We start from the raw sequence: 22,677 nt of genomic DNA, 5'->3' as shown, positions 1-22,677 counted from the left end.
AATCGCGAAGCGATTCCACTTCAACCGATCAGGCTCTAAGGCGCCGTTGGAGATGCGAAAGCACTGGGTCCCGGCTTTCGCCGGGATGAGCGGAAAGAGTATGTGCATCGAATGCCCGATCTGACTCCCCCCGCCGTCATCCTCGACAAGCCTCAGATGGCCGAGAACATCGGCGCCGTGGCGCGGGTGATGGCGAACTTCGGCCTGGTCGATCTGCGCCTGGTCGCTCCCCGCGACGGCTGGCCGCAGGAGCGGGCCTGGGCCACGGCCTCGGGCGCCGACTGGGTGTTGGAGGGGGTGCGGGTGTTCGACACGGTCGCCGAGGCCATCGCCGACCTGAACACCGTCTTCGCCACCACCGCCCGCCCGCGCGAGACGCGCCAGCCGGTCCGCACCCCGCGCGAGGCCGGCCGCGTCCTCTATGACGACACCGCCTCGGGCCTGAAGACCGGTCTGCTGTTCGGCGGCGAGCGCGCCGGCCTGGAGACGACCGACATCGCCCTGTGCGCCGGCATCGTCACCATTCCGATCGACCCGAAACACCATTCGCTGAACCTGGCCCAGGCGGTGGCGATCAACGCCTATGAATGGCGCACCCTGATCCTGGACGCCCCGCCGCCCCGTTTCCGCGAGGCTGAGCCGCCGGCCTCGAACGACCTGCTGATCGGCATGTACGAACATCTGGAGGAGGAGCTGGAGAACGGCGGCTTCTTCTATCCGCCCGAGAAGAAGCGCTCGATGAGCCAGAACCTGCGCGTCATGCTGGGCCGCGCCGCCTTCTCCGAACAGGAGGTCGCCACCATGCGCGGCGCCATCCACGCCCTGGCCCGGGGGCGGGGCCGGGTGCTGGCCAAGATGGCGGCCGAGCGGGCGGCGAAGGCTGAGAAGCCGGAAACGCCCGAGTGAAGGCGTTGCTGATCTACCCGCTGGCGGCGCTGGCGGAGATCGGCGGCTGCTTCGCCTTCTGGGCCTGGCTGAAGCTGGATCGCTCGCCGCTGTGGCTGGCGCCGGGTCTGGTCTGTCTGATCGCCTTCGCCTGGCTGCTGACCCTGGTCCCCAGCGAGGCGGCGGGCCGGGCCTTCGCCGCCTATGGCGGGGTCTATATCTGCGCCTCCCTGGTCTGGATGGCGATGGTCGAAAAGACGACGCCCGACCGCTGGGATATGATCGGCGCGGCGGTCTGTCTGGTCGGGGCGGGGATCATCCTTTTCGGACCGCGCGGCTAACCTGTTCTTCTTTCGTCATTTCCCGGTCTGCGCCGCGAAGGCGAGGCTTGCCGGAGGATGACGAAAGAAAAATCGTTACCCCACCCCCAGCAGGTCCGACCAGCGCCAGCTGCCCTTGCCCAGGGCGATCCGCGCCCCGTCGGCGCCGTCCTCCAGGGTCAGCACGGCCAGGCCCGTCATCCGCTGGTTTCGGCACTCGGCCGGCGCGAAGGCGACCTCCAGCGCAATGGCCTGGCGCACTCCGGCCAGACCCTTGCCGGCCTGGTTGCGGCTTTGCAGCCAGTCGCCGTTCCAGACCAGCATGGCCCGACCGGCCGCGTTCATCTCCCGGCTGGCGGCGATGACGGCGCGGCGCACGGCGGCGTCGTCGCGCACCGCCTCCTGAACCCAGCGCACCATGTCGCAGGACCCGCCGCCGGAGCCTGGGCCTGATCCCGTCCCGCCGTTCCCGCCCGCGCCGCCGACTCCATTCCCGCCCCCGCCGCCCGGACCGGCGCCGACCGTCGCGGCGCCCGCCAGCTGGGCCGCGCCGAGCAGGGGCAGGGGCGGTCCCGGCGGGGCGGGGGCGGCGGGCAGGGGTTCGATATCGGGCGGAAGCCGGTCGACGATCTTGCGCGGCCGCGCCGCCGCGACGGCGGGCGGGGCGTGTCGGGAGGCGGACTTGGCCGGGGCGGGTGTCTGGGCCGCCGCCGCCGGGGCGTCAGGCGTCGGCGAAGGATCGGGCGCGGGGATGCGCGCGGGCGGCGGCGGCTGTGGCGGCGGAGCGACCAGTTCGACCAGGATCGCCGGCTCCGGCGTCGGCCGGGCCGGCGGCTCGGGCCGCACGGCCGTCATCATCAGCACCAGGGCCGCATGGCCGAAGACCACCGGCGCGACCGCCAGGGCCCGTCGCCGGATCGCCGCCGGGCTCAATCGCCGATCCGTGATGCGATGTGAGACGTCGTTCGCATGGTCATTCGCGACGAACCCCTGTAAAAAATCACGACTGTCTGTTGAAAACATTCAGTCGCGTCAGGAAGGTGGCGAAGGCGCGAATACAACTGGTCGCTGTCTAAGATCAGCAATAGTCCAGATTGTCCGCCATACGGCGAAGCCTGCTGGCGGCGCAACGTAACGGCGCGCCTTCTGGTTCCACTTGTTCATCGAAAATGGCGGGTTTCGTCGAAGACCGAACGGCTAAGCTGACATTTTGCCGCCTAAAGCGCGTCATTACTCCGCCTTGTCGCCTACCGCAGTTTCATCGGGCGCATGAACTGGGCGTGGCGCCCCCAGCAAGAAGGAGACATGAACTTGAGCAGATCGAAACTCAGGACGGCGGTCCTCGGCGGCGCCCTCGTCGCGATGGGCTTTGCGGCGAGCGGCTGCGCCAGCCATCGTTTCGTGCGTGATCAGGTCGAGGTGGTGGACAACCGGGTGACCCAGGTCGAGGGCACGGCGGGCCAGGCCCTGCAACGGGCCAATGACGCCCACAAGCTGGCGGAAGGCAAGTTCCTCTATCAGGTCGTCCTGTCCGACGATTCCGTGAAGTTCCCGACCGACGCCGCCGCCCTGTCGCCCGAGGCGGAACAGCGGCTGGCCCAGTTCGCCCAGCGTCTGCAAAGCGAGAACCGCAACGTCTATCTGGAGATCCAGGGCTATACCGACTCCACCGGCACGCCCGAGCATAACGACCAGCTGGGCGAGCAGCGGGCCGAGGCCGTGCGCCGCTTCCTGAACCGCCAGGGCGTGGCCCTGAACCGGATGTCGACCATCTCCTATGGTCAGGAAGAGCCGGTGGCCTCGAACGACACCCCCGAAGGCCGGGCGCAGAACCGGCGCGTGACCATCGTCGTCCTGGCCTGATCAGGCTTGATCCAGAGATCGGCGGCCGCAGCGATGCGGCCGTCGTTTTCAGGTCTATAGGTCGCGGAAGAAGGCCGGCACGGCCTCGGTCGCAGGACCATAGACCCCCTCGTCGAACAGGCGCGCCCCTTGCGTCGGCTCCAGATTGATCTCGACCGTCCGTGCGCCGGCGTAGCGCGCCGACTGCACGAAGCCCGCCGCCGGATAGACCGCCCCCGAGGTGCCGATGGAGACGAACAGGTCGCAGGCCGCCAGCGCCGCCTCGATCCGCTCCATCTGCAGCGGCATCTCCCCGAACCAGACGATGTGCGGCCGCATCCGCCCTTGCGGATGGTGCGGGGAAGGCTCGTCCGCCGCCATGTCCCCTGCCCAGTCCATCACCACGCCCGAACGGGTGCAGCGCGCCTTCAGCAGTTCGCCGTGCATATGGATCAGCTCGAACCCGGCGGCGGGCGACGTCTCGGCATGGGCCCGGTCGTGCAGATCGTCGACGTTCTGCGTCACCAGCAGGAAGTCGCCGTCCCACCGCGCGGCCAGCTCCGCTAGCGCGACATGGGCCGCATTGGGCCGGACCTCCGCCAGCTGCCGCCGTCGCTGATTGTAGAAGTCCTGCACCAGGGCGGGGTTCGCCGAATATCCCTCCGGCGTCGCCACCTCTTCCACCCTGTGCCCGCACCACAGGCCGTCGCTCGCGCGAAACGTGGGCACGCCGCTCTCGGCCGATATGCCGGCGCCGGTCAGGACGACGAGGTTGCGATGGGTCATGACCCTGATTAGCGCGTTCGACGCCGACGGTCAGCCTGCGTCCGATCTTGGCGTGGTTGCGCGATAGACATCGAATGTCGCGCATACTTGCGAACGAATCTCAAAAATCTGCACGAAAGTGCACTAAAAAATTCTGAGTGGCGTTTTCGGCGCGGGGCTAGCGTCGGCGACGCCCCTCGTGACACACAGGCGCAAACTGAGGAGTCCCCGCCATGAAAACCCGCGCCGCCGTCGCCTTCGAAGCCAAGAAGCCGCTTGAGATCGTCGAGGTCGATCTGGAGGGGCCGCGCGCCGGCGAGGTGCTGATCGAGATCAAGGCGACGGGGATCTGCCACACCGACGCCTATACGCTGGACGGTCTGGATAGCGAGGGCATCTTCCCCTCGATCCTGGGGCACGAAGGCGCGGGCGTGGTGGTCGAGGTGGGGCCGGGCGTGACCTCGGTCGCCGTCGGCGACCACGTGATCCCGCTCTACACGCCCGAGTGCCGTCAGTGTAAGTCGTGCCTGTCGCGCAAGACCAACCTCTGCACCTCGATCCGCGCCACCCAAGGCAAGGGTCTGATGCCCGACGGGACCAGCCGCTTCAGCTACAAGGGCCAGGCCATCGCCCACTATATGGGCTGTTCGACCTTCTCCAACTACACCGTCCTGCCCGAGATCGCGGTGGCCAAGATCAGGAAGGACGCCCCCTTCGATAAGGCCTGCTACGTCGGCTGCGGCGTGACCACCGGCGTCGGGGCCGTGGTCAATACGGCCAAGGTCGAGCCGGGCGCCAACGCCGTGGTCTTCGGCCTGGGCGGCATCGGCCTGAACGTCATTCAGGGGCTGAAGATGGTCGGCGCCGACATGATCGTGGGCGTGGACATCAACCCCGACAAGGAAGAGTGGGGCCGCCGCTTCGGCATGACCCATTTCGTCAATCCGAAAGAGGTCTCCGACGTGGTCGCCCATCTGGTCGAACTGACCGGCGGCGGCGCCGACTACACCTTCGACTGCACCGGCAACACTGTGGTCATGCGCCAGGCGCTTGAGGCCTGCCACCGCGGCTGGGGCGAGAGCATCATCATCGGCGTGGCCGAGGCGGGCAAGGAGATCGCCACCCGCCCGTTCCAGCTGGTCACCGGCCGGGTCTGGCGCGGCTCCGCCTTCGGCGGGGCGCGCGGCCGCACCGATACGCCCAAGATCGTCGACTGGTACATGGACGGCAAAATCGAGATCGACCCGATGATCACCCACACCCTGCCGCTGGAGCGCATCAACGAGGCTTTCGACCTGATGCACGCCGGAGAGAGCATCCGGTCGGTGGTGGTGTTCTAGTTCAAGGGAGAGAAACGCATGTTCACCCACATCACCGTCGGCGCCAATGACGTCGAGGCCTCGCGCCGCTTCTATGACGCCGCCCTGGGCGCGCTCGGCCTTGATCCGGCCATGGGGCCGGATCCCAAGGGCCGCTACTGGTGGCGCACGGCCCACGGCGCCTTCGCCGTGGGTAAGCCGATCGACGGCGAACCGGCCTGCCACGCCAACGGCGGCACCATCGGCTTTGCGGCCAAGGACACGGCGGCGGTCGACGCCTTCCACGCCGCGGGCGTGGCGGCCGGCGGAACCGCGATCGAAGACCCGCCCGGCCTGCGCCAGGGGACGTTCGGCAAACTGTATCTGGCCTATCTGCGCGATCCGTCGGGCAACAAGATTTGCGCTGTGCACCGGGTCGGCTGAACGGCCTGGGTGAGGCGTTGGCGTCGTGATAGCGCTATGCTATCATGACTTATGGCTCAGGTCCTGGTTCGCGATCTCGACGACCGCATCGTCGCCCGTCTCAAGATGATGGCGAAGGCGGAGAACATTTCCCTGGAGCAGAAGTTCAGGGACATGGCCGCGCGCGAGGCCATGGACGTCGAGGCGCGGTTCGAGGCGGCTTCTCGACGATCCCGCGAGCAAACGCGAGGCTCAGCGCTCGACTCCACGGCTCTGATCCGCGAAGACCGCGATCTGTGAGCGCTGTCTTCGACGCCAGCGTCGTCGTCAAATGGTTCATCGACGATCCGCTGGCTGACGCCGCGATCGAGGCGCGCCAAATACACGGCCCGGCCGTTGCGCCGGACCTGATGCTGATGGAAGCGGCCAATGTCTTTCGTCGCTATGTCGTTCGTGGCGAATTGCAGGCGTCGTCCGCGACAGAGAATTTGTCCATCATTCGGCAGGTCGTCGATCTGACCGATCACCGAGCGCTGATTTCGGAAGCCTTCACCTTAGCCTGCGACCTCAACCATTCCATGATCGACTGCCTTTATGCCGTGACGGCGCGACGGCAGGGGCTGGCGCTCATCACCGCCGATGGCAAGCTCGCTCGCAAACTGGGCGCCGTCAATGACATGGATGTTCGTCTCCTGAGCCTGCCGGAAAGCGTCGCATGACCCTCCAAACCACCAAGACCCACATCGTCCATGGCGGCACGCTCCGCTATCTGAAGCACGACAGCGCGGCCACGGGCACGCCCATGACCCTGTCGGTCTTCGTTCCGGGCGGGGAGGGGCCGTTCGCGGTCCTGATCTGGCTGTCGGGCCTGACCTGCACCGAGGATAATTTCACCACCAAGGCCGGCGCCTACCGGGCGGCCGCCGAGCACGGCCTCATCATCGTCGCGCCGGACACCAGCCCGCGCGGCCCCGATCTTGAGGGAAGAGGCGTCGCCGACGACCCGGCCTATGACCTGGGCCAGGGGGCGGGCTTCTACGTCGATGCGACGCAGGCGCCCTGGGCGCCGCATTTCCGCATGGAGACCTATGTCACGGACGAACTGATCGGCCTGATCGACGCCGAGTTCCCGACCACCGGCGTCCGGTCGATCAGCGGCCATTCCATGGGCGGGCACGGCGCCCTGACCCTGGCGCTTCGTCACCCCGACCTGTTCCGTTCGGTCTCGGCCTTCGCCCCCATCTGTTCGCCGACGCGCTGCCCCTGGGGCGAAAAGGCCTTCACCGCCTATCTGGGCGAGGACCGCGCCGAATGGGACCGCCACGACGCCGCCAGGCTGATCGAGGCGGGCGCCGCGCGCGGCGCGTATGACGACATACTGGTGGACCAGGGCGACGCCGACAGCTTCCTGACCGACCAGCTGAAGCCCGAACTGCTGCGCGCGGCCGCCGAGACCGCAGGCCAGGGCCTGACCCTGCGGATGCAGCCCGGCTATGACCACTCCTACTTCTTCATGACCAGCTTCATCGCCGACCACGTCGCCTTTCACGCCGCGCGGTTGAGGGGCTAGAATCATGAGCCTTCGGCTGACGCTGTTTGCCGGCATGGCCTTGTGCCTTTCGGCCGGGGCGTCGGCGGCGCAGGAGCAGTCCGGCGATCTGGATTGGCGCCCCCAGGGCGTCGTTCCCGCCTATGCCGAGGCGGGGCCGTTGATCCGCATTGATCAGGGGCACGGCAGCCTTCAGACGATCGAGGGACGCTATGCGGGTTTCGCCGCCCTGCTGCGCGCCGACGGCTATCGGGTGGAGGCGGGGCGCGGGCGTCTGGACGAGGCCGGCGCGCTGCGGGACGTCGCGGTGCTGGTGGTCGTCAATCCCGCCGCTCCCGAAGACGGATCTCGCATTTCAGCCTTCGATCCCGGCGAAATCGAAGCGGCGGCCAACTGGGTCAGCCAGGGCGGCTCGCTGCTGCTGGTCGCCGATCATGCGCCCCACGGTTCGGCGGCGGAGGCCCTGGCGGAGCGGTTCGGCGTCAAAATGGGCAAGGGCTACGCCTTTCAGCGGATAGGCGACGATCTGACCGCCAACCTGACCTTTCCGTCTCAGGCCCTGGGCGATCATCCCATCATCGCCGGGCGAAATGAAGCCGAGCGCGTCCGCGTCGTGAAGACCTTTACGGGCCAGTCGCTGGAGGGCCCCGCCGGCTCCACCATCTTGATGGCGATGAGCGCGGACGCTCTGGAGGCGACCGACAGAGAGGCCTTGCAAGCCGTTCGGGAGGGCCTGGCCCGAGGCGAGCGGGCCGAAACCCTATTCAGCGGGCACACGCGACCGGCGTTACCCGCCCAGGGTCTGGCCTTCTCCTTTGGACGGGGGCGGGTGGTGGTGCTGGGCGAGGCGGCGATGTTGACCGCCCAGATCATTCGTTTTCCCGACCAGCCGGACCGCGCGCCGGTTCGGTTCGGTCTCAACACTGAAGGGCACGACGATCAGCAGTTTGCGCTGAACCTGGCGCACTGGCTGTCCCGTCTGATCCCCTGATGTTAAGGGGACGGCATGAACGCCCCCGATCCCTATGAGCCGATGTTTTCCGCCCTGTGTCGCGAGGTGGGGTTCTGCCTGCATGAGAAGGGGCAAAAGCGCGTGATCGCGGCCCTGCCGGGCGGGCTGGACGCCGCCGTGCGGGCGGTCCTCGCTGCGGAAGGGGTGGACGAGCCCAATGCGTCGGGCGATCTGAAACGGGCCGTGCGCGACTGTCTGAAGTCCAACTTGCCAGCTTGACCGTTCCCGGTCGATAAGTCGGAACGAATCCGGGCGTCGTCGCTTGGGTTTCACGAACGGGCGCCTAGATGAGGCGTATCGGAAATCTGTCGCGAGAGGAAACTCCCCATGGCCTTCACCCTGCCCCCGCTGCCCTATGCCTATGACGCGCTGGAGCCGGCCATCGACAAGGAGACGATGACCTTCCACCATGACAAGCACCATCAGACCTATGTCGACAATCTGAACAAGGCGGTCGACGCCGACGCCTCGCTTCAGAACAAGACTCTGGAAGAGATCTTCACCAGCATCTCGACCGCGCCCAAGGCCGTGCGCAACAACGGCGGCGGTCACTGGAACCACAGCCTGTTCTGGGAACTGCTGGCCCCGGCGGGTCAGACGGGCGAACCCTCGGCCGAGCTGGCCGCCGCCATCGACCGCGACCTGGGCGGCATGGACAAGTTCAAGGAAGACTTCAACGCCGCCGGCGCCGCCCAGTTCGGCTCGGGCTGGGCCTGGCTGATCGTGCAGAACGGCAAGCTGAAGATCACCTCCACCCCGAACCAGGACAATCCGCTGATGGATGTGGTCGAGGAGCGGGGCGAGGTCGTTCTGGGCGCCGACGTCTGGGAACACGCCTATTATCTGAAATACCAGAACCGCCGCGCCGACTATCTGAAGTCGTTCTGGACGGTGGTGAACTGGAATAAGGTCAACGAACTGTACGCCGCCGCGGTCGCCCAATAACGGCGGGCTTAGGCAAGCCGAACCAACACCCGCCGGAGAGACCTCCGGCGGGTGTTTTCGTCAGATGGGCAGGCCGTCGCGCAGCCGGTCGTTCATCCGCTCGGCGTGATGGCGGCGCACGGTGCGGCGCTGGCGCAGCAGGTCGTGGATGCCGTCGGCCAGATCCAGCAGCTGGTGGTCGCTGAGCGGCTCGACCAGATCAACCAGTCGGCGCTTCAGCGTCTCGAACCCGCGGTCGGACAGGCCGGCCTGAAAGCGCGGGGCGTCGGTTCGCATTTCAATCCTCCCTTCTCCTCGGCGGTCTGCGTCGGAACAGGAAAGAAGCGAGGCCCGGCTTGGTTCCCCGCCATCGTGCTTAACGGCCTGTCTGACTTGACTCCGACAGTCTGCATGGCCATAAGCGCCGCCTTCCACGCCTCGGTTCGCCGCAGGCGGGATTCATGACGGAAGATGCGTGGACCGCCGTTGAGATCGCATCCCCAATTCAGGGGACGCCGGGCCGCATCGTCGAAAAGAGAATAGAATGTCCAAGCGCCACAGCGCCAAATACAAGATCGACCGCGCCATGGGTGAAAACCTGTGGGGTCGCGCCAAGTCTCCGGTCAACAAGCGTTCCTACGGTCCCGGTCAGCACGGCCAACGCCGCAAGTCCAAGGTCTCTGACTTCGGCCTGCAACTGAAGGCCAAGCAGAAGCTGAAGGGCTACTACGGCAACATCACCGAAAAGCAGTTCGCCAAGACCTATGACGAGGCTGCTCGCCGCAAGGGCAACACCTCGGAAAACCTGATCGGCCTGCTGGAATCGCGCCTGGACGCCATCGTCTATCGCGCCAAGTTCGTGCCCACCGTCTGGGCCGCCCGCCAGTTCGTCAGCCACGGCCACGTCCTGGTCAACGGCAAGAAGGTCGACATCGGTTCCTACCGCGTGAAGCCCGACGACGTCGTCTCGGTGAAGGAAAAGTCGCGCAACATGGCCCTGGTGCTGGAAGCCCAGCAGTCGTCGGAACGCGACGTGCCGGACTATCTGGAACTGTCGGACCGTTCGTTCGCCGTCCGCTACGTCCGCGTGCCGGAACTGTCGGACGTGCCCTACGCCGTCAAGATGGAACCGAACCTGGTCGTCGAATACTACGCTTCGTAAGCCGAGCTTACGAAGCTTTCTTCAAGGGGGCTATCGCCCTTCGGGCTACTTGAGCCCCTTGGTCGTCCCTTTGAAGTGTTCAGTTGAGGGCCTCGGATTCGTCCGGGGCCCTTCGTCTTTATGCTGTTCCCTCAAGGAGCGAACAGGCGCATTCTCGGCCGGTTCAGGCTTTGAGGCAGGGGAGGTCGTCCGTTGCACGACTCCATCATGAAACGCTTGGCTTTGATCGCCGCCGCATCGGCGAGCTTGGCCGCCTGTGCGGGCGGTCTGGACGGGCCCACCGTCTCGACCGTCGGCATGCCCGGCGCCCTGGAGCCGATCCATGCAGCGGCCTTCACCAAGGACCAGGCGGTCTTCTGGGTCAGCTCCAACGGCTGCACCCGCAAGGAGGATCTGATCCCCATCGTCAGCATCAAGGGCGGGGACGCGATCATCACCCTGCGCCGGATCGATGAGGACACCTGCGACAAGCCCTCGATCCGCGGTGTCGAGCTGAAATGGTCGTTCGAGGAGTTGGGCCTGGCGCCCGGCTCCCCCGTCAGCGTCAACAATCCCTATCAGCTGCCCCAGACCTGATCGGCCCTCAGCGGCCGTATCCGGGCCAGTGGGCCTTGCCGGCGCGTTCGTACTGGGGCGGCAGACCTTCGTCCTGACCCAGGGCGACGGCGGCGTGATGGGCCCAGTTGGGATCGTCGAGCACGGCGCGGGCCACCGCGATCAGATCGGCCTGTCCCGAGGCGACGATCGCCTCGGCCTGGTGGGGATCGAAGATCATGCCCACGGCCATGACGCTGGCCTGGGGCGCCGCCTGTTTGACCGCCTCGGCGAAGCGGACCTGATAGCCGGGCTGGTCGCCGGGGATCGGGGCGCGGGGGACGTTGCCGCCCGAGGACAGGTGCAGATAGTCGTAACCCAAGCCGTGCAGCGCCTGGCCGAAGGCGACGGCCTCCTCCAGCGCCACGCCGCCCTCGACCCAGTCCGAACCGTTGAAGCGCGCGCCCACGGCCTTGGTCCGAGGCCAGGCCTCGCGCAAGGCCTTTGCGACGCGCAGGGGAAAGCGCGCCCGGTTCTCGGCGGAGCCGCCGTAGGCGTCGGTGCGGCGGTTCGACAGGGGCGACAGGAATTCGCTCAGCAGATAGCCGTGGGCGGCGTGCAGTTCGACCAGGTCGAAGCCTGCCTGGTCCGCCCGGCGCGCCGCCGCCTCGAAGGCGGCGACCACATGGTTCATGTCGGCCTCGGTCATCTCCAACGGGGTATGCCAATCCTCGCGGAAGGGCAGGGCCGAGGGGCCGTAGGTGGTCCAGGCTCCGTCCTCGGCCGCCAGAGGGCCGCCCCCCTTCCACGGCGCGGCGGTCGAGGCCTTGCGTCCCGCATGGCCCAGCTGAATCCCGATCGGAGTGTCGCAATAGGTCCGCACGCCGCGAAGGATGTCGGCGAAGGCCTGGGCCTGTTCGTCGTTCCACAGGCCGACGTCGTCCGGGGTGATGCGGCCCTCGGGCGTGACGCCCGTCGCCTCGATGATGACCAGGCCGGCGCCGGACAGGGCCAGCCGGCCGATGTGCTGGTGGTGCCAGGGCTGGGGCGCGCCGTCGATCGCGGAATACTGGCACATGGGCGCCACGACGATGCGATTGCGCAGGGTCAGGGGGCCGAGGGCGTGGGGCGAGAAGAGGCGGCTCATGGCGGGCAGGTCCGGTGGGCGGCGACTGCAACTATGTCTGTTTCGAAGCGGATCAAGCCCGACCTTTCCGATTGTTCACCTGGCTTGCCGAAAATTCACGTGTGTGGCGGCGGTGAGCGCGTCACAAAAGGCTCAAGCTTCAACTGGGGAACACCAATGCTTCGCCTCGCTCTCGCCATCGCCATCGCCGCCCCGCTGCTGTCGGGCTGCATCATCGTTTCGACCGAAAAGCCGACCACCCGGGTCATCACCACCCCGGCGTCCGACCAATGATGCGGGGGCTGCGTATCCTGGCGGTCGGCGCCCTGGCCGCGCCGCTGCTGGCCGGCTGCGTCATCTATGACAGCGAGGCCGGCGAGAATGTCTCGGTCAACGTCTCGCGCAGGGACGGGCCTCCGGCGGAGGCCATCCGCGAAGCCCGCTTCGCCGACGGCGCCCTGGTGGCGCGGGTCGATTCCAACGGCTGCACCCAGGCGTCGGATTTCGAAGTGTCGATCGCCGACAATGATCCGACCGAAATCACCCTGCGCCGGACCAAACAGGACCTGTGCAAGGCCCTGGTTCCCGACGGGGTCGAACTGCGCTGGACCTATGCCGAACTGGGTCTGGAGCCGGGAACCCCGGCCCGCATCGTCAATCCGCTGAAATAGCCGTCGCCTCGGTCGTCGTCGAAAAGACGGCGACCATCGGAGGGGGGATGCGGTGCGGCCTCAAGGTGGCGGCGTCCACCAGGCACCATTCGGACACGCCCTGGGCGCACAGCCGGCCCTGGCCGTCCTCGATCCGAACATAGCGGTTGAACCGCGGCCCCTGGGGATCGCCGACCCAGGTCCGGGCTGCGACGCCGGTCGCATTCGGCTCTATGGCGCGCAGATAGTCGATCTCGTGCCGCAGGGCGACCCAGGACCAGCGCGCCCGCGTCTCTTCGTCGAACCGGGCGTTCCAGTGGGCCGTGCCCACGTCCTGAAGCCAGCCGACATAGACCACATTGTTCACATGGCCGTTGGCGTCGATATGGTCGGGCCGGACCTCCAGCGGGACGACGAAGACCTCCCGGTCCTCGCGCGGCGTCAGGGCGGGACGCGCCATCAGGCCTCGCCCGCGCCCCCGTCCAGGGCCACGCCCTTTTCGGCCATCAGGGCCTGAAGCTCGCCGGCCTGGAACATCTCGCGCACGATGTCCGAGCCGCCGACGAATTCGCCCTTCACATAGAGCTGGGGAATGGTCGGCCAGTCGGTGAAGGTCTTGACGCCTTCGCGCAGGGCCTCGTCCTGCAAGACGTCGACGCCGACGAAGGGCGCGCCCACATGGTCGAGAATCTGCACCGCCAGGGACGAGAAGCCGCAGCGCGGCTGGTCCGGCGTGCCCTTCATGAACAGGACGACGTCGTGCTGGCTCACGGTGTCGCTGATGAAGGTGTGGACGGGGTCGGCGGAAACGGTGTCGGTCACGGGAGAAGCCTTTCGCGAAGACCGTCAGCTAGGGAGAGGGGGCCGCCGGGTCAAGGCGCGGCGAACCGAGGCGGTTCTGACGCGCTCAGTCAGGCCGCGGCCGAGGCGGCGACGCGACCCATTTCGATCTGGGCGGCCAGGGACGGGGGCAGATCGCGCTCGGGCGTCTCGGCCAAGATCCGCAGATGGTCGGGGTCGGTGGCGCGCACGATGACGCTGGAGATCGTCGTCTCAGTCAGCACATAGCCCAGGCAGATGGACTCGGCCGACCAGCCGGGGGTGCGATACAGAAAGCCGAAGGCGTCCGGTCCGCCAGAACGTTGCGGCGGCTTGGACGCGCCCAGACCGAACAGGCCCTTTTTGGCGACGGTCTCTGGGCCGCGCGGCCTGGCGCGACGGTCGGTGTAGAAGTCATAGGCGATGACGGCCATGTCCTGTTCGCGTGCGGCGCGCAGGCGGTTGCGCCGCTTCCAGTCAGCATTGATGTCGAACGGCGTCGCCAGGACGTCGAAGGCGCCGGTGGAGATGTAGGCGTCCATGACGTCGCCCGAACCCGCCACGCCCAGCAGTTTGACGCGGTCGGCCGCGCGCGCCGCCTTCAGAGCGTTCAGCGCCTGTTGCGACAGTTCGTGTTCCCCCGGTTCCTGCAGGATGGCGATGTCGATCCAGCCCAGGCGCGAGAAGTGCAGCACGCGATCCAGGGCGGCGGTCATGGCTTCGGCCGAAAAGTCGCGGTCGGCGCCCAGGGTCAGGGCCACGCACACCAGTTTGCGGTCCACGTGGGACAGGGCTTCGCCCAGAATCTCGGCCAGAACGGAATCGGCGGTCTCCAGCCGATAGGCGTTGATGCCCGCCTCAAGCGCCGAGTAGAGCAGGTCCAGCGCCGCTTCGCGTCCCCGCGCCAGGCAGCCGGGGCCGAAGCTGAGCGTCAGATTGGAAATCGCCGCGCCCGAGGCGCCGAAGGGACGATAGCGCATCCGATCACCCCTTGTCGGACGGGGCTGAGGTTTCCAGGGCCAGGGCGTGCAGGGCGCCGCCCATCTGTCCCTTCAGGGCGGCGTAGACCAACTGATGCTGGCGCACGCGCGCCAGGCCCGCAAAGGCGTTGGAAACGATGCGGGCGCGATAATGATCGCCGTCCCCGGCGAGGTCTTCGATGGCGATTTCCGCGTCGGGAAAGGCGTCGATCAGATGCCGACGCAGGGTTTCGACGGACATGGGCATGGGCGGGCCTTCGATCTGGTCGCGTCAGACTGCCCCATAAACCTTAACGACGGACTACGGCGGGGCCGGTTCGGTCAGCCTGCACCCGGTTCGCGCTCAGTTCGCGCCCAGTTCGCACCCCCGGGTCGTTCGAACAGCTGAACCGGCTCGTCCCTATAGGTGGTGCGCCGATAGGGGCGGTAGCCGACCCGCTCGGCCAGGCGAACGGAGGCCAGATTGTCGGGCGAAATCATGCACAGGGTCCGCGCCGCCCTCAGATGGGCGTCGGCCCAGGCCAGGGCCGCCTCCAGGGCCTCTTTCGCAAAGCCCCGTCCCTGGAAGGCGGGCGCCAGGCCCCAGCCCAGTTCCGGATCGTCGATCGGCGGATCGATCAGCCGTCGATGATCCAGGATCGAGACATTGCCCACATAGGCGCCGCCTTCGATCAGGCGGATCGTCCAACTGCCGTAGCCCCTTACGCCCCATTGGCCCAGGTCGCGCAGCAGGCGGAACCAGACCTCCTCGGTGGTCATGGGACGGCCGGTGATGTGGCGCGTAAAGTCCGCATCGGCCCAGAGGGCTTGCAGGTCCTCAAGGTCGGCCAGATCGACCGGCGTCAGCACCAGCCGCTCGGTGGTCAGGGTCGGCCGGTTCATCCGAACAGGCTTTCGGCGTTCAAGATTTCGGTCCCCCCGTCGGCGCGTGTGACGGCGTAGGTGAAGCCGGGCTGAAGGGCGAAGGCCCCGACGCGCCCCGCCTTGGTCAGGGCCAGAAGCCCGACCTGGGCCTCAGCGACGGCCCGCCCCCGCAGCCGGGCGATCCGTTCGATCGTCTGCCGACAGGCGGTCGCGGGGTCCATTCCGTGACGCATGGCCTCGACCACGGCGTGGGCGCCGCAGACCCGCAGCACCTCTTCGCCCACCCCGGTCGCCGTGGCGGCGCCGACCTCGCCGTCGACGAACAGGCCGGCGCCCACGATCGGACTGTCGCCCACGCGGCCGCGCATCTTGAACGCCATGCCGGAGGTGGTGCAGGCCCCGGCCATGCGGCCGGTCGCGTCGCGGCCCAGGACGCCGATGGTGTCATGATCCAGAACCCCGCCGGCGCCGGCCCGGCGCCAGTCGTCGTTCTCGCTGTTGGCGCGCGGGGCGTAGCGGGCGGTCTTCAGCCATTCGCGCCAGGCGGCCTCGGCCTGGGGCGTCAGCAAATTCGTCGTCTCAAACCCTTCTGACAGGGCGAAGTCCCGCGCGCCGGCCCCGACCAGGATGACGTGCGGGGTCTTCTCCATCACACGGCGCGCGACCGAGACGGCGTGAACCACGTCCTCAAGGGCGCAGACGGCGCCCAGACCGCCGGCGTCGTCCATGATCACGGCGTCCAGGGTCACATGGCCGTCCCTGTCCGGATAGCCGCCCAGGCCGACCGAGGCGTTGGTCGGGTCCGCCTCGGGCACGCGGGCCGCCGCCTCGACCATGTCCAGGGCCGAGCCGCCGCTCTGGCGCACCCTCCAGCCTTCGGCGTTGGCCGCCGCGCCGAAGTCCCAGGTCGAGGCCATGACGACGGGCGCCGCTTCGGCCAAGGCCGATCCAGCGGCTGCGGCCCCCGCAGCGGCGAGTCCGGACGCGGCGATCAGGCTGCGGCGCGACAGATTGATCATCACATCAGACCCAGTTGCTTGAAGCTGGCCACCCCTTCGCGGCCGACGACCAGATGGTCGTGAACCTCGACATTAAGGGCGCGGCCGGCCTGTACAACCTGTTTGGTGATCTCGATGTCGGCGCGGCTGGGCGTCGGGTCGCCGGAAGGGTGGTTGTGAACCAGAATCAGGGCGCTGGCCGACAGCTCCAGGGCGCGACGCACCACTTCGCGCGGATAGACCGGCGCGTGATCCACCGTGCCCCTGTTCTGGACCTCGTCCAGGATCAGCTGGTTCTTCTTGTCCAGGTAGAGGACGCGGAACTGCTCGCGCGGCTCGTGCTGCAAGGCCACGCGCACATAGGCCAGAAGGGCGCTCCAGGACGAGATGACGGGCCGTTTCGCCGTCGGCTCGCGCGCGATCCGCCGCGTCACGTCGAAGATCAGCTGAAGGTCCAGCGCCACCGCCCGCGTCGCCTTGCCGGGCGCATAGCCCAGGGAACGCGCCACCTGATCCTCGACCGCCTCGTGGCTGGCGGCGCCGATGCCCTCCAGCCCGCCGAACCGCGCCAGCAGATCCTTGGCCAGCGGCTTGGTGTCCTTATAGGGCACGCTGCGGAACAGCAGCAGTTCCAGCAGCTCATAGTCGGGCAGGGCGTCCAGACCCCCCTTGGCGGCCCGCTCGCGCAGCCGGTCGCGATGACCGCTGTGGCGCGGCCGCGTCTTGGGTTCGGGTGTCTGATCTTCCGCCATGTCCCCTCCAGCCTTCGCAACCTGAGCGGAAGGCTGTTGGGGATCAAGGGTTCAGTTCGGGCGGAACAGGCCGGCGGGGCTGGCCGTGAAGATTTCCAGCCCGTCTTCCGTCACCCCGATGGTGTGTTCGCACTGGGCCGACAGGGACTTGTCGCGGGTCACGGCGGTCCAGCCGTCGGACAGGACCTTCACATGGGGTTTGCCCAGGTTCACCATCGGCTCGACGGTGAAGAACATGCCGGCCTTCAGCACGGCGCCCTCGCCCTTCCTGCCATAGTGCAGGACGTTGGGGCTGTCGTGGAAGACGCGGCCGATGCCGTGGCCGCAGAAGTCGCGCACCACGCTCATCCGCTGGGCCTCGACGAACTTCTGGATGGCGAAGCCGATGTCGCCGAACGTATTGCCCGGCTTGACCTGCTCCAGGCCCAGCTCCAGCGACTGATAGGTGACGTCGATCAGCTTCTTGGCCCGGGCATTGATCTCGCCCACCGCATACATGCGGCTGGAATCGCCGTGCCAGCCGTCGACGATGACGGTGTGGTCGATGTTGACGATGTCGCCCTCTTTCAGAACCTTGTCGCCGGGGATGCCGTGGCAGACGACGTGGTTGATCGAGGTGCAGACGGTCTTCTCATAGCCCTTGTAGCCCAGGCAGGCGGGCAGCCCCCCGTGGTCCAGGGTGAATTCGCGGATCAGGTCGTCGATCGCGCCTGTCGTCACGCCCGGTTTCACATGGGCGGCGATCATGTCCAGAGCCTCGGCGACCAGACGCCCGGCCTTGCGCATGCCTTCGAAATCCTCCGCCTGATGGATGCGGATGGCGCTGGAGCGGACCAGGGCGTCGGTTTCCAGTTCGGGCGTTTCGTACATGGGGCTCTATTCGGCGACGGAAGCGGCTTCAGATGGCGATCCTATCACGGATAGGCAAGGCGAATGTGGGGCGGTCAAGGATTCCTTCCGTTGCGGAAAGAATGACTGTGTATTGCGCGACACTGTCGTTCATCCGAATGAACCTGCCCCGGCGTAACCTCTCGCCGGTGTGATCATGTGGGCTTTTTAAGACACAGTTTCGCCCGTTTCCGGGCGGAGACCCGCCACGCATGCAACGTTTTCCTGACGAAAGCGCTGCCGTGCGATCGACCTCCCCGATACCCACCGCCGCGTAAATGGCGGGGGCTGAACTATAGGAATGGCTTTTATGACTCCCAGGAATTTCGCCCGCGTGGGCGGCATTGCGCTGACGACCGCCCTGCTGGCCGGCGTCGCCGCTCCGGCCATGGCCGGCTCCTTCTACGTCCAGGAACAATCGACCCGCGCCCAGGGCCGCGCCAACGCCGGCGTCGGCGCCGACAAGGGCGTCCAGTCGCTGTGGTGGAACCCGGCCGCCATCGCCGGAACCCAGCGTGAACTCTATGTCGGCATGCACGGCCTGGTCCTGGATTCCGACGTCGACAACACCGGCTCGACCCTGACCTACAATGTGCCGGTCGCCGGCGTCGGCGTCGTCAGCCGCACCTATCCGGTCAACGGCGACCCGCACGTCCACGAGGTGGTCGAAAGCGGCATCGTGCCGAACTTCGCCGTCTCCATGCCGATCGGCGACCGCTTCAACGTCGGCCTGGCCGTCCAGGCGCCCTACAACTTCACCACCAAGTACGAGCCGACGGACTTCGCCCGTTACGACGCCCTGACGTCGGAACTGCGCTCGGCCAACGTCAGCCTGGTCGCCGCCATGACGGTCACCGACTGGCTGGACATCGGCGCCGGCTTTGACGCTCAGTTCGCCAAGGCCACCCTGTCCTCGGCCCTGCCGAACGCGCCGATCCCGGCCGTCCTGTCGCCCGCCTATGTCGTCTCGCCGTCGACCGACGGCCGCAACCAGCTGGAAGGCGACGGCTGGAACTACGGCTGGAACGCCGGCGCCCAGATGCATTTCGGCAAGCTGGACCTGGGTCTGTCGTATCGCTCCAAGATCGAGCACGAGCTGGACGGCACGGTGAACATCTCGGGCCTGACCGGCGTCCTGGCTCCCGCCAACGTCTCGGCTGACGGCACGGCCAGTTTTACCACCCCCTGGTTCGCCACCGTCTCGGCCCGCTACGCCGTCAATGACCGCCTGACCCTGAACGCCCAGGTCAATCAGATCGGCTGGAGCGAGTTCGACGCCATCCGCGTCGCTTACGGCGCCACGGGATCCTCGACCATCGTTCAGGACTATGACGACGTCACCACCGGCGCGATCGGCTTCGACTACAAGATTGATCCGACCATGACGGTCCGCGCCGGCCTGGGCTATGACCCGACCCCGACGCCGGACGATCACCGCACCGCCCGCATCCCGGACGGTGACCGCTGGCTGTACGCCGCCGGCCTGTCCAAGACGATCGGTTCGATGACCTTCGACGGCGCCGTGACCTATATCGACATCGACACGGCCACGATCAACGACACGCGCGACCTGTACAACAACGGCCTGGTCGTCTCGAACCTGCGGGGCGAGGCCAAGGGTTCGGGCGTCGGCTTCTCGCTGGGCGCGACCTGGAACTTCTAAGTCCGTTCAGCCCCGGCTGACATGACAACGGCGGCGCCCGCAAAGGCGCCGCCGTTTTTCTTTGCCTGACCCTTCCCCCGCAAGCGAGGGAAGGGTCGGCAAGGATCACCCCTTGGCGGCGTAGCCCTTGCCGCCGTTGGAGGGGCGGCGACGGGGGCGGCGCTTCATTTCGCCGACCGGACGGGGCTCGTGCTGGCGCGCATCGGACGGACGCGGTTCGCGCGGGGTCGTCTTTTCACCGGCCAGGGGGTTGTAGGTCTTTTCCGGACGGGGAGCGGCCGCCTCGCCGCCGGGGCGGTTGCGGCGCTGGCGGTGGGGCTGGCCGCCGCCTTCCGGACGCACGCCGTCGCGGTGGGGATTGCGACGACCCCGGCCGCCCCGTCCCTGGCCATGGCCGCCTTCGTTGCGATCGCCGCCTTCACGTTCGGGCAGGGTCGCCTTCTTGGCGACACCGGCGGCCATGATGGAGGCGTCCAGGGCCGCCAGCTGTTTGTCGTTGCGGCGGTCCGCGACCGGGATCTTCTGGCGCGTGACCTTTTCGATGTCGCGCAGCAGCTTCATCTCGTCGCCGGCGACGAAGCTGACGGCCGTGCCGTCCTTGCCCGCCCGCGCCGTGCGGCCGATGCGGTGGACATAGGATTCCGGCACGTGCGGCAGTTCGAAGTTCACCACGTGCGAGACGCCGTCGACGTCAATGCCGCGCGCGGCGATGTCGGTGGCGACCAGCACCCGCAGCTTGCCCTTCTTGAAGGCTTCCAGGGTGCGTTCACGCTGGGGCTGGGACTTGTTGCCGTGGATGGCGCCGGCCTCGACCCCGCCGGCTTCCAGATAGGCCGCGACCTTGTCGGCGCCGTGCTTGGTCTTGGTGAAGACCAGGCAGCGCTTGTACTCGGGATCGCTGAACATCTCGGTCAGCAGGGCGCGCTTCTTGCCCTGTTCAATATAGACGACCGACTGGCTGATGCGCTGGACCGTGGTCGATTGCGGCGTGACCTGGACCTTGACCGGATCCTTCAGCAGTTCGCCCGCCAGTTTGCCGATTTCGGTCGGCATGGTGGCCGAGAAGAACAGGTTCTGACGGCGCGCCGGCATGCGGCTGACGATCTGACGGATCGGCTTGATGAAGCCGAGGTCCAGCATCTGGTCAGCCTCGTCCAGAACGAAGATCTCGGTCGAGGACAGGTCCAGCGTCTTTTGCTGGATATGGTCCAGCAGACGGCCGGGCGCCGCGACCAGGATGTCCAGACCCTGTTGCAGGGCGCGTTCCTGGGCGCCGTACTTCACGCCGCCGAAGATCACGGCGACGCGGAAGCCGAGATGCGCGCCATAGGCCTTGAAACTGTCGCCGATCTGGGTGGCCAGTTCGCGCGTGGGGCTCAGGATCAGGGCGCGGGTGGTGCGGGGCACAGGCGGGGTGCGGTTCTCGGCCAGGCGATGCAGGATCGGCAGGGCGAAGGCCGCCGTCTTGCCGGTGCCCGTCTGGGCGATGCCCAAGAGGTCCTTGCCGGCCATGACGTCGGGGATGGCCTTTTCCTGGATCGGAGTGGGCTTGACGTAGCCGGTCGAGGCCAGGGCCTGGAGGAGGGCCTTATTGAGGCCCATGGATTCGAAGGTGATGCTCACGGCAGTTTCTTTCGCGTGCGGCGACGCGCATCGGCCATGGCATGACGCCGTCGGGCCGCGCACCGCCAGTCCCGACGGAGCCTCAAAGACGAGGCCTGCGGGGTGGATCGGGCGCCGCCCCGCGTGTCCGGGCAGCGAATGACTATGAGGAGCCGGCGGCTGCTACAGTCAGGTCCGAAAGGGGACCCACACGCGCTGGAGACGCCGGAGATCGCGATTGTGCGATGCAGCGCAAATGGGCGCTTCGGCCGCGAAAGTCAAGTTGAAGCGGTGCCGTCCCGCCGTCCGCGCAGAAACAGCAGCGCCGAGCCCCCCACCAGCACCAGGCCCGCAAGGCTGGTCGCATAGGCGGCGCCGGTGAAGAAGGGCAGCCAGGGCAGGTCCACGACGGCGAAGTTCTTGAACAGCAGCAGGGCGACGCTGCCCAGATAGCCGGTGGCGTCGGCCAGATAGATCAGAAAGCCGGCGGTGGCGACCGTGCCCGAATAGGCGACCATCCGGTCGAACAGCATGGCGTTGAAGGGGGTGTAGGCCAGATAGAGCCCCGCGCCGCCCGCGATCATCCAGGCGATCGGCGACATCAAGCCCTGTTGAAAGGCCAGGGTGGACAGGCCCAGCAGGGCGAAACCGGCCAGTATGACCCCGTGCATGAGCAGCAGGGCCCGGCCGTTGTTCTTGACCGCGATCATGACGCCCATGGCGACCAGGGACAGGGCCGCCACCGGCCCTTCGCTGGCGGTGAAGACCGAGGCCGCGTCGCCATAGCCCAGGGCCCGCCAGATTTCGGCGGCGAAATTGTCACGCAGGTCGCGGAAGGCCGTCAGCAGCACATAGGCGGCGATCAGCAGGACCAGCACCGGCCAGTGGCGCGCCAGAAAGGCGGCCCGCTCCCGCGCCATCATCGGACGGCGCGCCCCCCGATCGGTCTCGTCGGCGGGACTGGGCGGGGGCAGGGCGGCCAGGGCCAAAACCGAGACGGCCAGCAGCGGCATGAAGACCACCCCGACGGTCGCCGGCATCCAGAAGGGGCTGACGTGCTGATGCTCCATCAGGGCCTTGCCGACCGATTTCACCACGCCGGAAGACAGGATGAAGCTAGCGCACAAGATGGCGCCCAGCACCTCGCTGGTGCGCCGCCCCTCCATGAAGCCGAACACCAGACCCCAGATCAGGCCCAAGGGCAGGCCGTTCAGGAACAGGGCGGCGACGTTCCACGGCGCCGGCGTCACCGCGAACAGCACCAGGGCGATCCAGGACGCCCCGATCAGAAGCACGATGGCCAGGGCGCGGCGTTCGGCCCGCATTTCGGCGATCACCTTGACCCCGATCAGCTTGGACAGGGCGTAGCCGGCGACCTGGGCGATCACCAGGGCGATCTTATAGTCCAGGGCGAAGTCCCATCCGGGCACGACGTCGAAGGTCGCCGCCGTAAAAGGTTTGCGGAAGGCGTACATGGAAAAATAGGCGCAGAAACCCGCCAGACCCGCGAACAGGACGAAGACGACAGGATTCGCCTGGGCCAGCCACGACCGCATCCGTTTCATCATTTGACATCATCCCGTTGCACTCGCGTGGTCTAGACCACTGCTGCGACGCTTGG

The 22,677-nt window shown here is 67.4% G+C and carries 29 protein-coding genes; 15 read left to right on the top strand and 14 right to left on the bottom strand.

Annotated features, from left to right (window positions below; all coding sequences use genetic code 11):
• The first annotated feature begins 111 nt into the window (after positions 1–111).
• Positions 112–906: an RNA methyltransferase gene (locus GGQ93_RS03700; protein ID WP_183215154.1), complete on the top strand. Its 795-nt coding sequence runs from the start codon at positions 112–114 to the stop codon at positions 904–906.
• Positions 903–1,226 (top strand): YnfA family protein, encoded by a 324-nt coding sequence (locus GGQ93_RS03695; protein ID WP_183215153.1) that lies wholly within the window; start codon positions 903–905, stop codon positions 1,224–1,226. Before GGQ93_RS03700 ends, GGQ93_RS03695 begins: the two co-directional genes overlap by 4 nt.
• A gap of 75 nt (positions 1,227–1,301) precedes the next feature.
• Here the strand turns inward: GGQ93_RS03695 and GGQ93_RS16390 are convergent, their stop codons facing one another.
• On the bottom strand, positions 1,302–2,138 hold the full coding sequence (locus GGQ93_RS16390) for a hypothetical protein (protein ID WP_183215152.1): 837 nt from the start codon (positions 2,136–2,138) through the stop codon (positions 1,302–1,304).
• A 372-nt stretch (positions 2,139–2,510) separates the two neighbouring features.
• Between GGQ93_RS16390 and GGQ93_RS03685 the strand changes: the two genes are divergently transcribed.
• Complete coding sequence (locus GGQ93_RS03685) at positions 2,511–3,068, top strand: OmpA family protein (protein WP_182714212.1); 558 nt, start codon at positions 2,511–2,513, stop codon at positions 3,066–3,068.
• Positions 3,069–3,122: 54 nt separating this feature from the next.
• On the opposite strand, the gene cobB is transcribed toward GGQ93_RS03685, so the two are convergent.
• Positions 3,123–3,833 carry a Sir2 family NAD+-dependent deacetylase gene (gene cobB / locus GGQ93_RS03680; protein ID WP_183215151.1) on the bottom strand — a complete coding sequence of 237 codons (711 nt, stop codon included), beginning with the start codon at positions 3,831–3,833 and terminating at the stop codon, positions 3,123–3,125.
• A 212-nt stretch (positions 3,834–4,045) separates the two neighbouring features.
• Here cobB and GGQ93_RS03675 point away from each other — a divergent pair, with 212 nt between their 5' ends.
• The 8 genes from GGQ93_RS03675 (at position 4,046) to GGQ93_RS03640 (ending at position 9,039) form a co-directional block, all read left to right on the top strand.
• On the top strand, positions 4,046–5,152 hold the full coding sequence (locus GGQ93_RS03675) for an S-(hydroxymethyl)glutathione dehydrogenase/class III alcohol dehydrogenase (protein WP_183215150.1): 1,107 nt from the start codon (positions 4,046–4,048) through the stop codon (positions 5,150–5,152).
• Between the two features lie 18 nt (positions 5,153–5,170).
• Positions 5,171–5,554 carry a VOC family protein gene (locus GGQ93_RS03670; RefSeq protein WP_183215149.1) on the top strand — a complete coding sequence of 128 codons (384 nt, stop codon included), beginning with the start codon at positions 5,171–5,173 and terminating at the stop codon, positions 5,552–5,554.
• A gap of 51 nt (positions 5,555–5,605) precedes the next feature.
• Positions 5,606–5,833, top strand: coding sequence for a FitA-like ribbon-helix-helix domain-containing protein (locus GGQ93_RS03665; protein ID WP_183215148.1), 228 nt, complete (start codon positions 5,606–5,608; stop codon positions 5,831–5,833).
• A complete protein-coding gene (locus GGQ93_RS03660) occupies positions 5,830–6,252 on the top strand; it encodes a type II toxin-antitoxin system VapC family toxin (RefSeq protein WP_183215147.1) in 423 nt (140 codons plus the stop codon). The genes GGQ93_RS03665 and GGQ93_RS03660 overlap by 4 nt, the downstream gene beginning before the upstream one ends.
• Positions 6,249–7,103 (top strand): S-formylglutathione hydrolase, encoded by an 855-nt coding sequence (gene fghA, locus GGQ93_RS03655; protein ID WP_183215146.1) that lies wholly within the window; start codon positions 6,249–6,251, stop codon positions 7,101–7,103. The genes GGQ93_RS03660 and fghA overlap by 4 nt, the downstream gene beginning before the upstream one ends.
• A gap of 4 nt (positions 7,104–7,107) precedes the next feature.
• Positions 7,108–8,073, top strand: coding sequence for a DUF4350 domain-containing protein (locus GGQ93_RS03650; protein ID WP_183215145.1), 966 nt, complete (start codon positions 7,108–7,110; stop codon positions 8,071–8,073).
• Positions 8,074–8,088: 15 nt separating this feature from the next.
• A complete protein-coding gene (locus tag GGQ93_RS03645; RefSeq protein WP_054763947.1) occupies positions 8,089–8,313 on the top strand; it encodes a hypothetical protein in 225 nt (74 codons plus the stop codon).
• 108 nt (positions 8,314–8,421) lie between these two features.
• Positions 8,422–9,039, top strand: a complete 618-nt coding sequence (locus tag GGQ93_RS03640) for a superoxide dismutase (RefSeq protein WP_152948870.1) — start codon at positions 8,422–8,424, stop codon at positions 9,037–9,039.
• 60 nt (positions 9,040–9,099) lie between these two features.
• On the opposite strand, the gene GGQ93_RS03635 is transcribed toward GGQ93_RS03640, so the two are convergent.
• A complete protein-coding gene (locus GGQ93_RS03635) occupies positions 9,100–9,315 on the bottom strand; it encodes a hypothetical protein (RefSeq protein WP_054763945.1) in 216 nt (71 codons plus the stop codon).
• A gap of 247 nt (positions 9,316–9,562) precedes the next feature.
• On the opposite strand from GGQ93_RS03635, the gene rpsD reads away from it, so the two are divergent.
• Positions 9,563–10,180: a 30S ribosomal protein S4 gene (rpsD, locus tag GGQ93_RS03630; protein WP_054763944.1), complete on the top strand. Its 618-nt coding sequence runs from the start codon at positions 9,563–9,565 to the stop codon at positions 10,178–10,180.
• A gap of 207 nt (positions 10,181–10,387) precedes the next feature.
• On the top strand, positions 10,388–10,756 hold the full coding sequence (locus GGQ93_RS03625; RefSeq protein WP_182714204.1) for a hypothetical protein: 369 nt from the start codon (positions 10,388–10,390) through the stop codon (positions 10,754–10,756).
• A gap of 7 nt (positions 10,757–10,763) precedes the next feature.
• Here the strand turns inward: GGQ93_RS03625 and GGQ93_RS03620 are convergent, their stop codons facing one another.
• A complete protein-coding gene (locus GGQ93_RS03620) occupies positions 10,764–11,861 on the bottom strand; it encodes an NADH:flavin oxidoreductase/NADH oxidase (RefSeq protein ID WP_152948868.1) in 1,098 nt (365 codons plus the stop codon).
• A 269-nt stretch (positions 11,862–12,130) separates the two neighbouring features.
• On the opposite strand from GGQ93_RS03620, the gene GGQ93_RS03615 reads away from it, so the two are divergent.
• Entirely contained in the window at positions 12,131–12,511 is a 381-nt protein-coding gene (locus GGQ93_RS03615; RefSeq protein ID WP_152948867.1) for a hypothetical protein, read from the top strand.
• On the opposite strand, the gene GGQ93_RS03610 is transcribed toward GGQ93_RS03615, so the two are convergent.
• The 8 genes from GGQ93_RS03610 to map form a co-directional block, all read right to left on the bottom strand.
• On the bottom strand, positions 12,495–12,950 hold the full coding sequence (locus GGQ93_RS03610; protein WP_183215144.1) for an acyl-CoA thioesterase: 456 nt from the start codon (positions 12,948–12,950) through the stop codon (positions 12,495–12,497). The two genes, GGQ93_RS03615 and GGQ93_RS03610, sit on opposite strands and share 17 nt — an antisense overlap.
• Positions 12,950–13,312, bottom strand: coding sequence for a Grx4 family monothiol glutaredoxin (gene grxD / locus GGQ93_RS03605; RefSeq protein ID WP_183215143.1), 363 nt, complete (start codon positions 13,310–13,312; stop codon positions 12,950–12,952). Before grxD ends, GGQ93_RS03610 begins: the two co-directional genes overlap by 1 nt.
• Positions 13,313–13,401: 89 nt before the next feature.
• Positions 13,402–14,289: an aldo-keto reductase family protein gene (locus GGQ93_RS03600; RefSeq protein ID WP_183215142.1), complete on the bottom strand. Its 888-nt coding sequence runs from the start codon at positions 14,287–14,289 to the stop codon at positions 13,402–13,404.
• Between the two features lie 4 nt (positions 14,290–14,293).
• A complete protein-coding gene (locus tag GGQ93_RS03595; protein WP_054763938.1) occupies positions 14,294–14,536 on the bottom strand; it encodes a BolA/IbaG family iron-sulfur metabolism protein in 243 nt (80 codons plus the stop codon).
• 74 nt (positions 14,537–14,610) lie between these two features.
• Entirely contained in the window at positions 14,611–15,171 is a 561-nt protein-coding gene (locus tag GGQ93_RS03590) for a GNAT family N-acetyltransferase (RefSeq protein WP_183215141.1), read from the bottom strand.
• Complete coding sequence (locus GGQ93_RS03585) at positions 15,168–16,172, bottom strand: glycosylasparaginase (protein WP_152948863.1); 1,005 nt, start codon at positions 16,170–16,172, stop codon at positions 15,168–15,170. The genes GGQ93_RS03590 and GGQ93_RS03585 overlap by 4 nt, the downstream gene beginning before the upstream one ends.
• Complete coding sequence (gene radC / locus GGQ93_RS03580) at positions 16,172–16,903, bottom strand: RadC family protein (protein WP_183215140.1); 732 nt, start codon at positions 16,901–16,903, stop codon at positions 16,172–16,174. The genes GGQ93_RS03585 and radC overlap by 1 nt, the downstream gene beginning before the upstream one ends.
• Before the next feature lie 51 nt (positions 16,904–16,954).
• Positions 16,955–17,773, bottom strand: a complete 819-nt coding sequence (map, locus tag GGQ93_RS03575) for a type I methionyl aminopeptidase (RefSeq protein WP_054763879.1) — start codon at positions 17,771–17,773, stop codon at positions 16,955–16,957.
• Between the two features lie 328 nt (positions 17,774–18,101).
• Here map and GGQ93_RS03570 point away from each other — a divergent pair, with 328 nt between their 5' ends.
• Entirely contained in the window at positions 18,102–19,454 is a 1,353-nt protein-coding gene (locus GGQ93_RS03570; RefSeq protein ID WP_221233505.1) for an OmpP1/FadL family transporter, read from the top strand.
• Positions 19,455–19,559: 105 nt separating this feature from the next.
• Here the strand turns inward: GGQ93_RS03570 and GGQ93_RS03565 are convergent, their stop codons facing one another.
• Together GGQ93_RS03565 and GGQ93_RS03560 are read right to left on the bottom strand one after the other, a co-directional pair.
• Entirely contained in the window at positions 19,560–21,077 is a 1,518-nt protein-coding gene (locus GGQ93_RS03565; RefSeq protein ID WP_375782437.1) for a DEAD/DEAH box helicase, read from the bottom strand.
• A 257-nt stretch (positions 21,078–21,334) separates the two neighbouring features.
• Positions 21,335–22,621, bottom strand: a complete 1,287-nt coding sequence (locus GGQ93_RS03560; RefSeq protein WP_260171162.1) for a DUF5690 family protein — start codon at positions 22,619–22,621, stop codon at positions 21,335–21,337.
• Positions 22,622–22,677 lie beyond the last annotated feature (56 nt).

The sequence above is a fragment of the Brevundimonas aurantiaca genome, assembly GCF_014199955.1.
Taxonomy (GTDB): Bacteria; Pseudomonadota; Alphaproteobacteria; order Caulobacterales; family Caulobacteraceae; genus Brevundimonas; species Brevundimonas aurantiaca.
The sequence above is the reverse complement of the archived record's forward strand: the minus strand, read 5'-3'. Positions and strand labels throughout refer to the sequence as shown.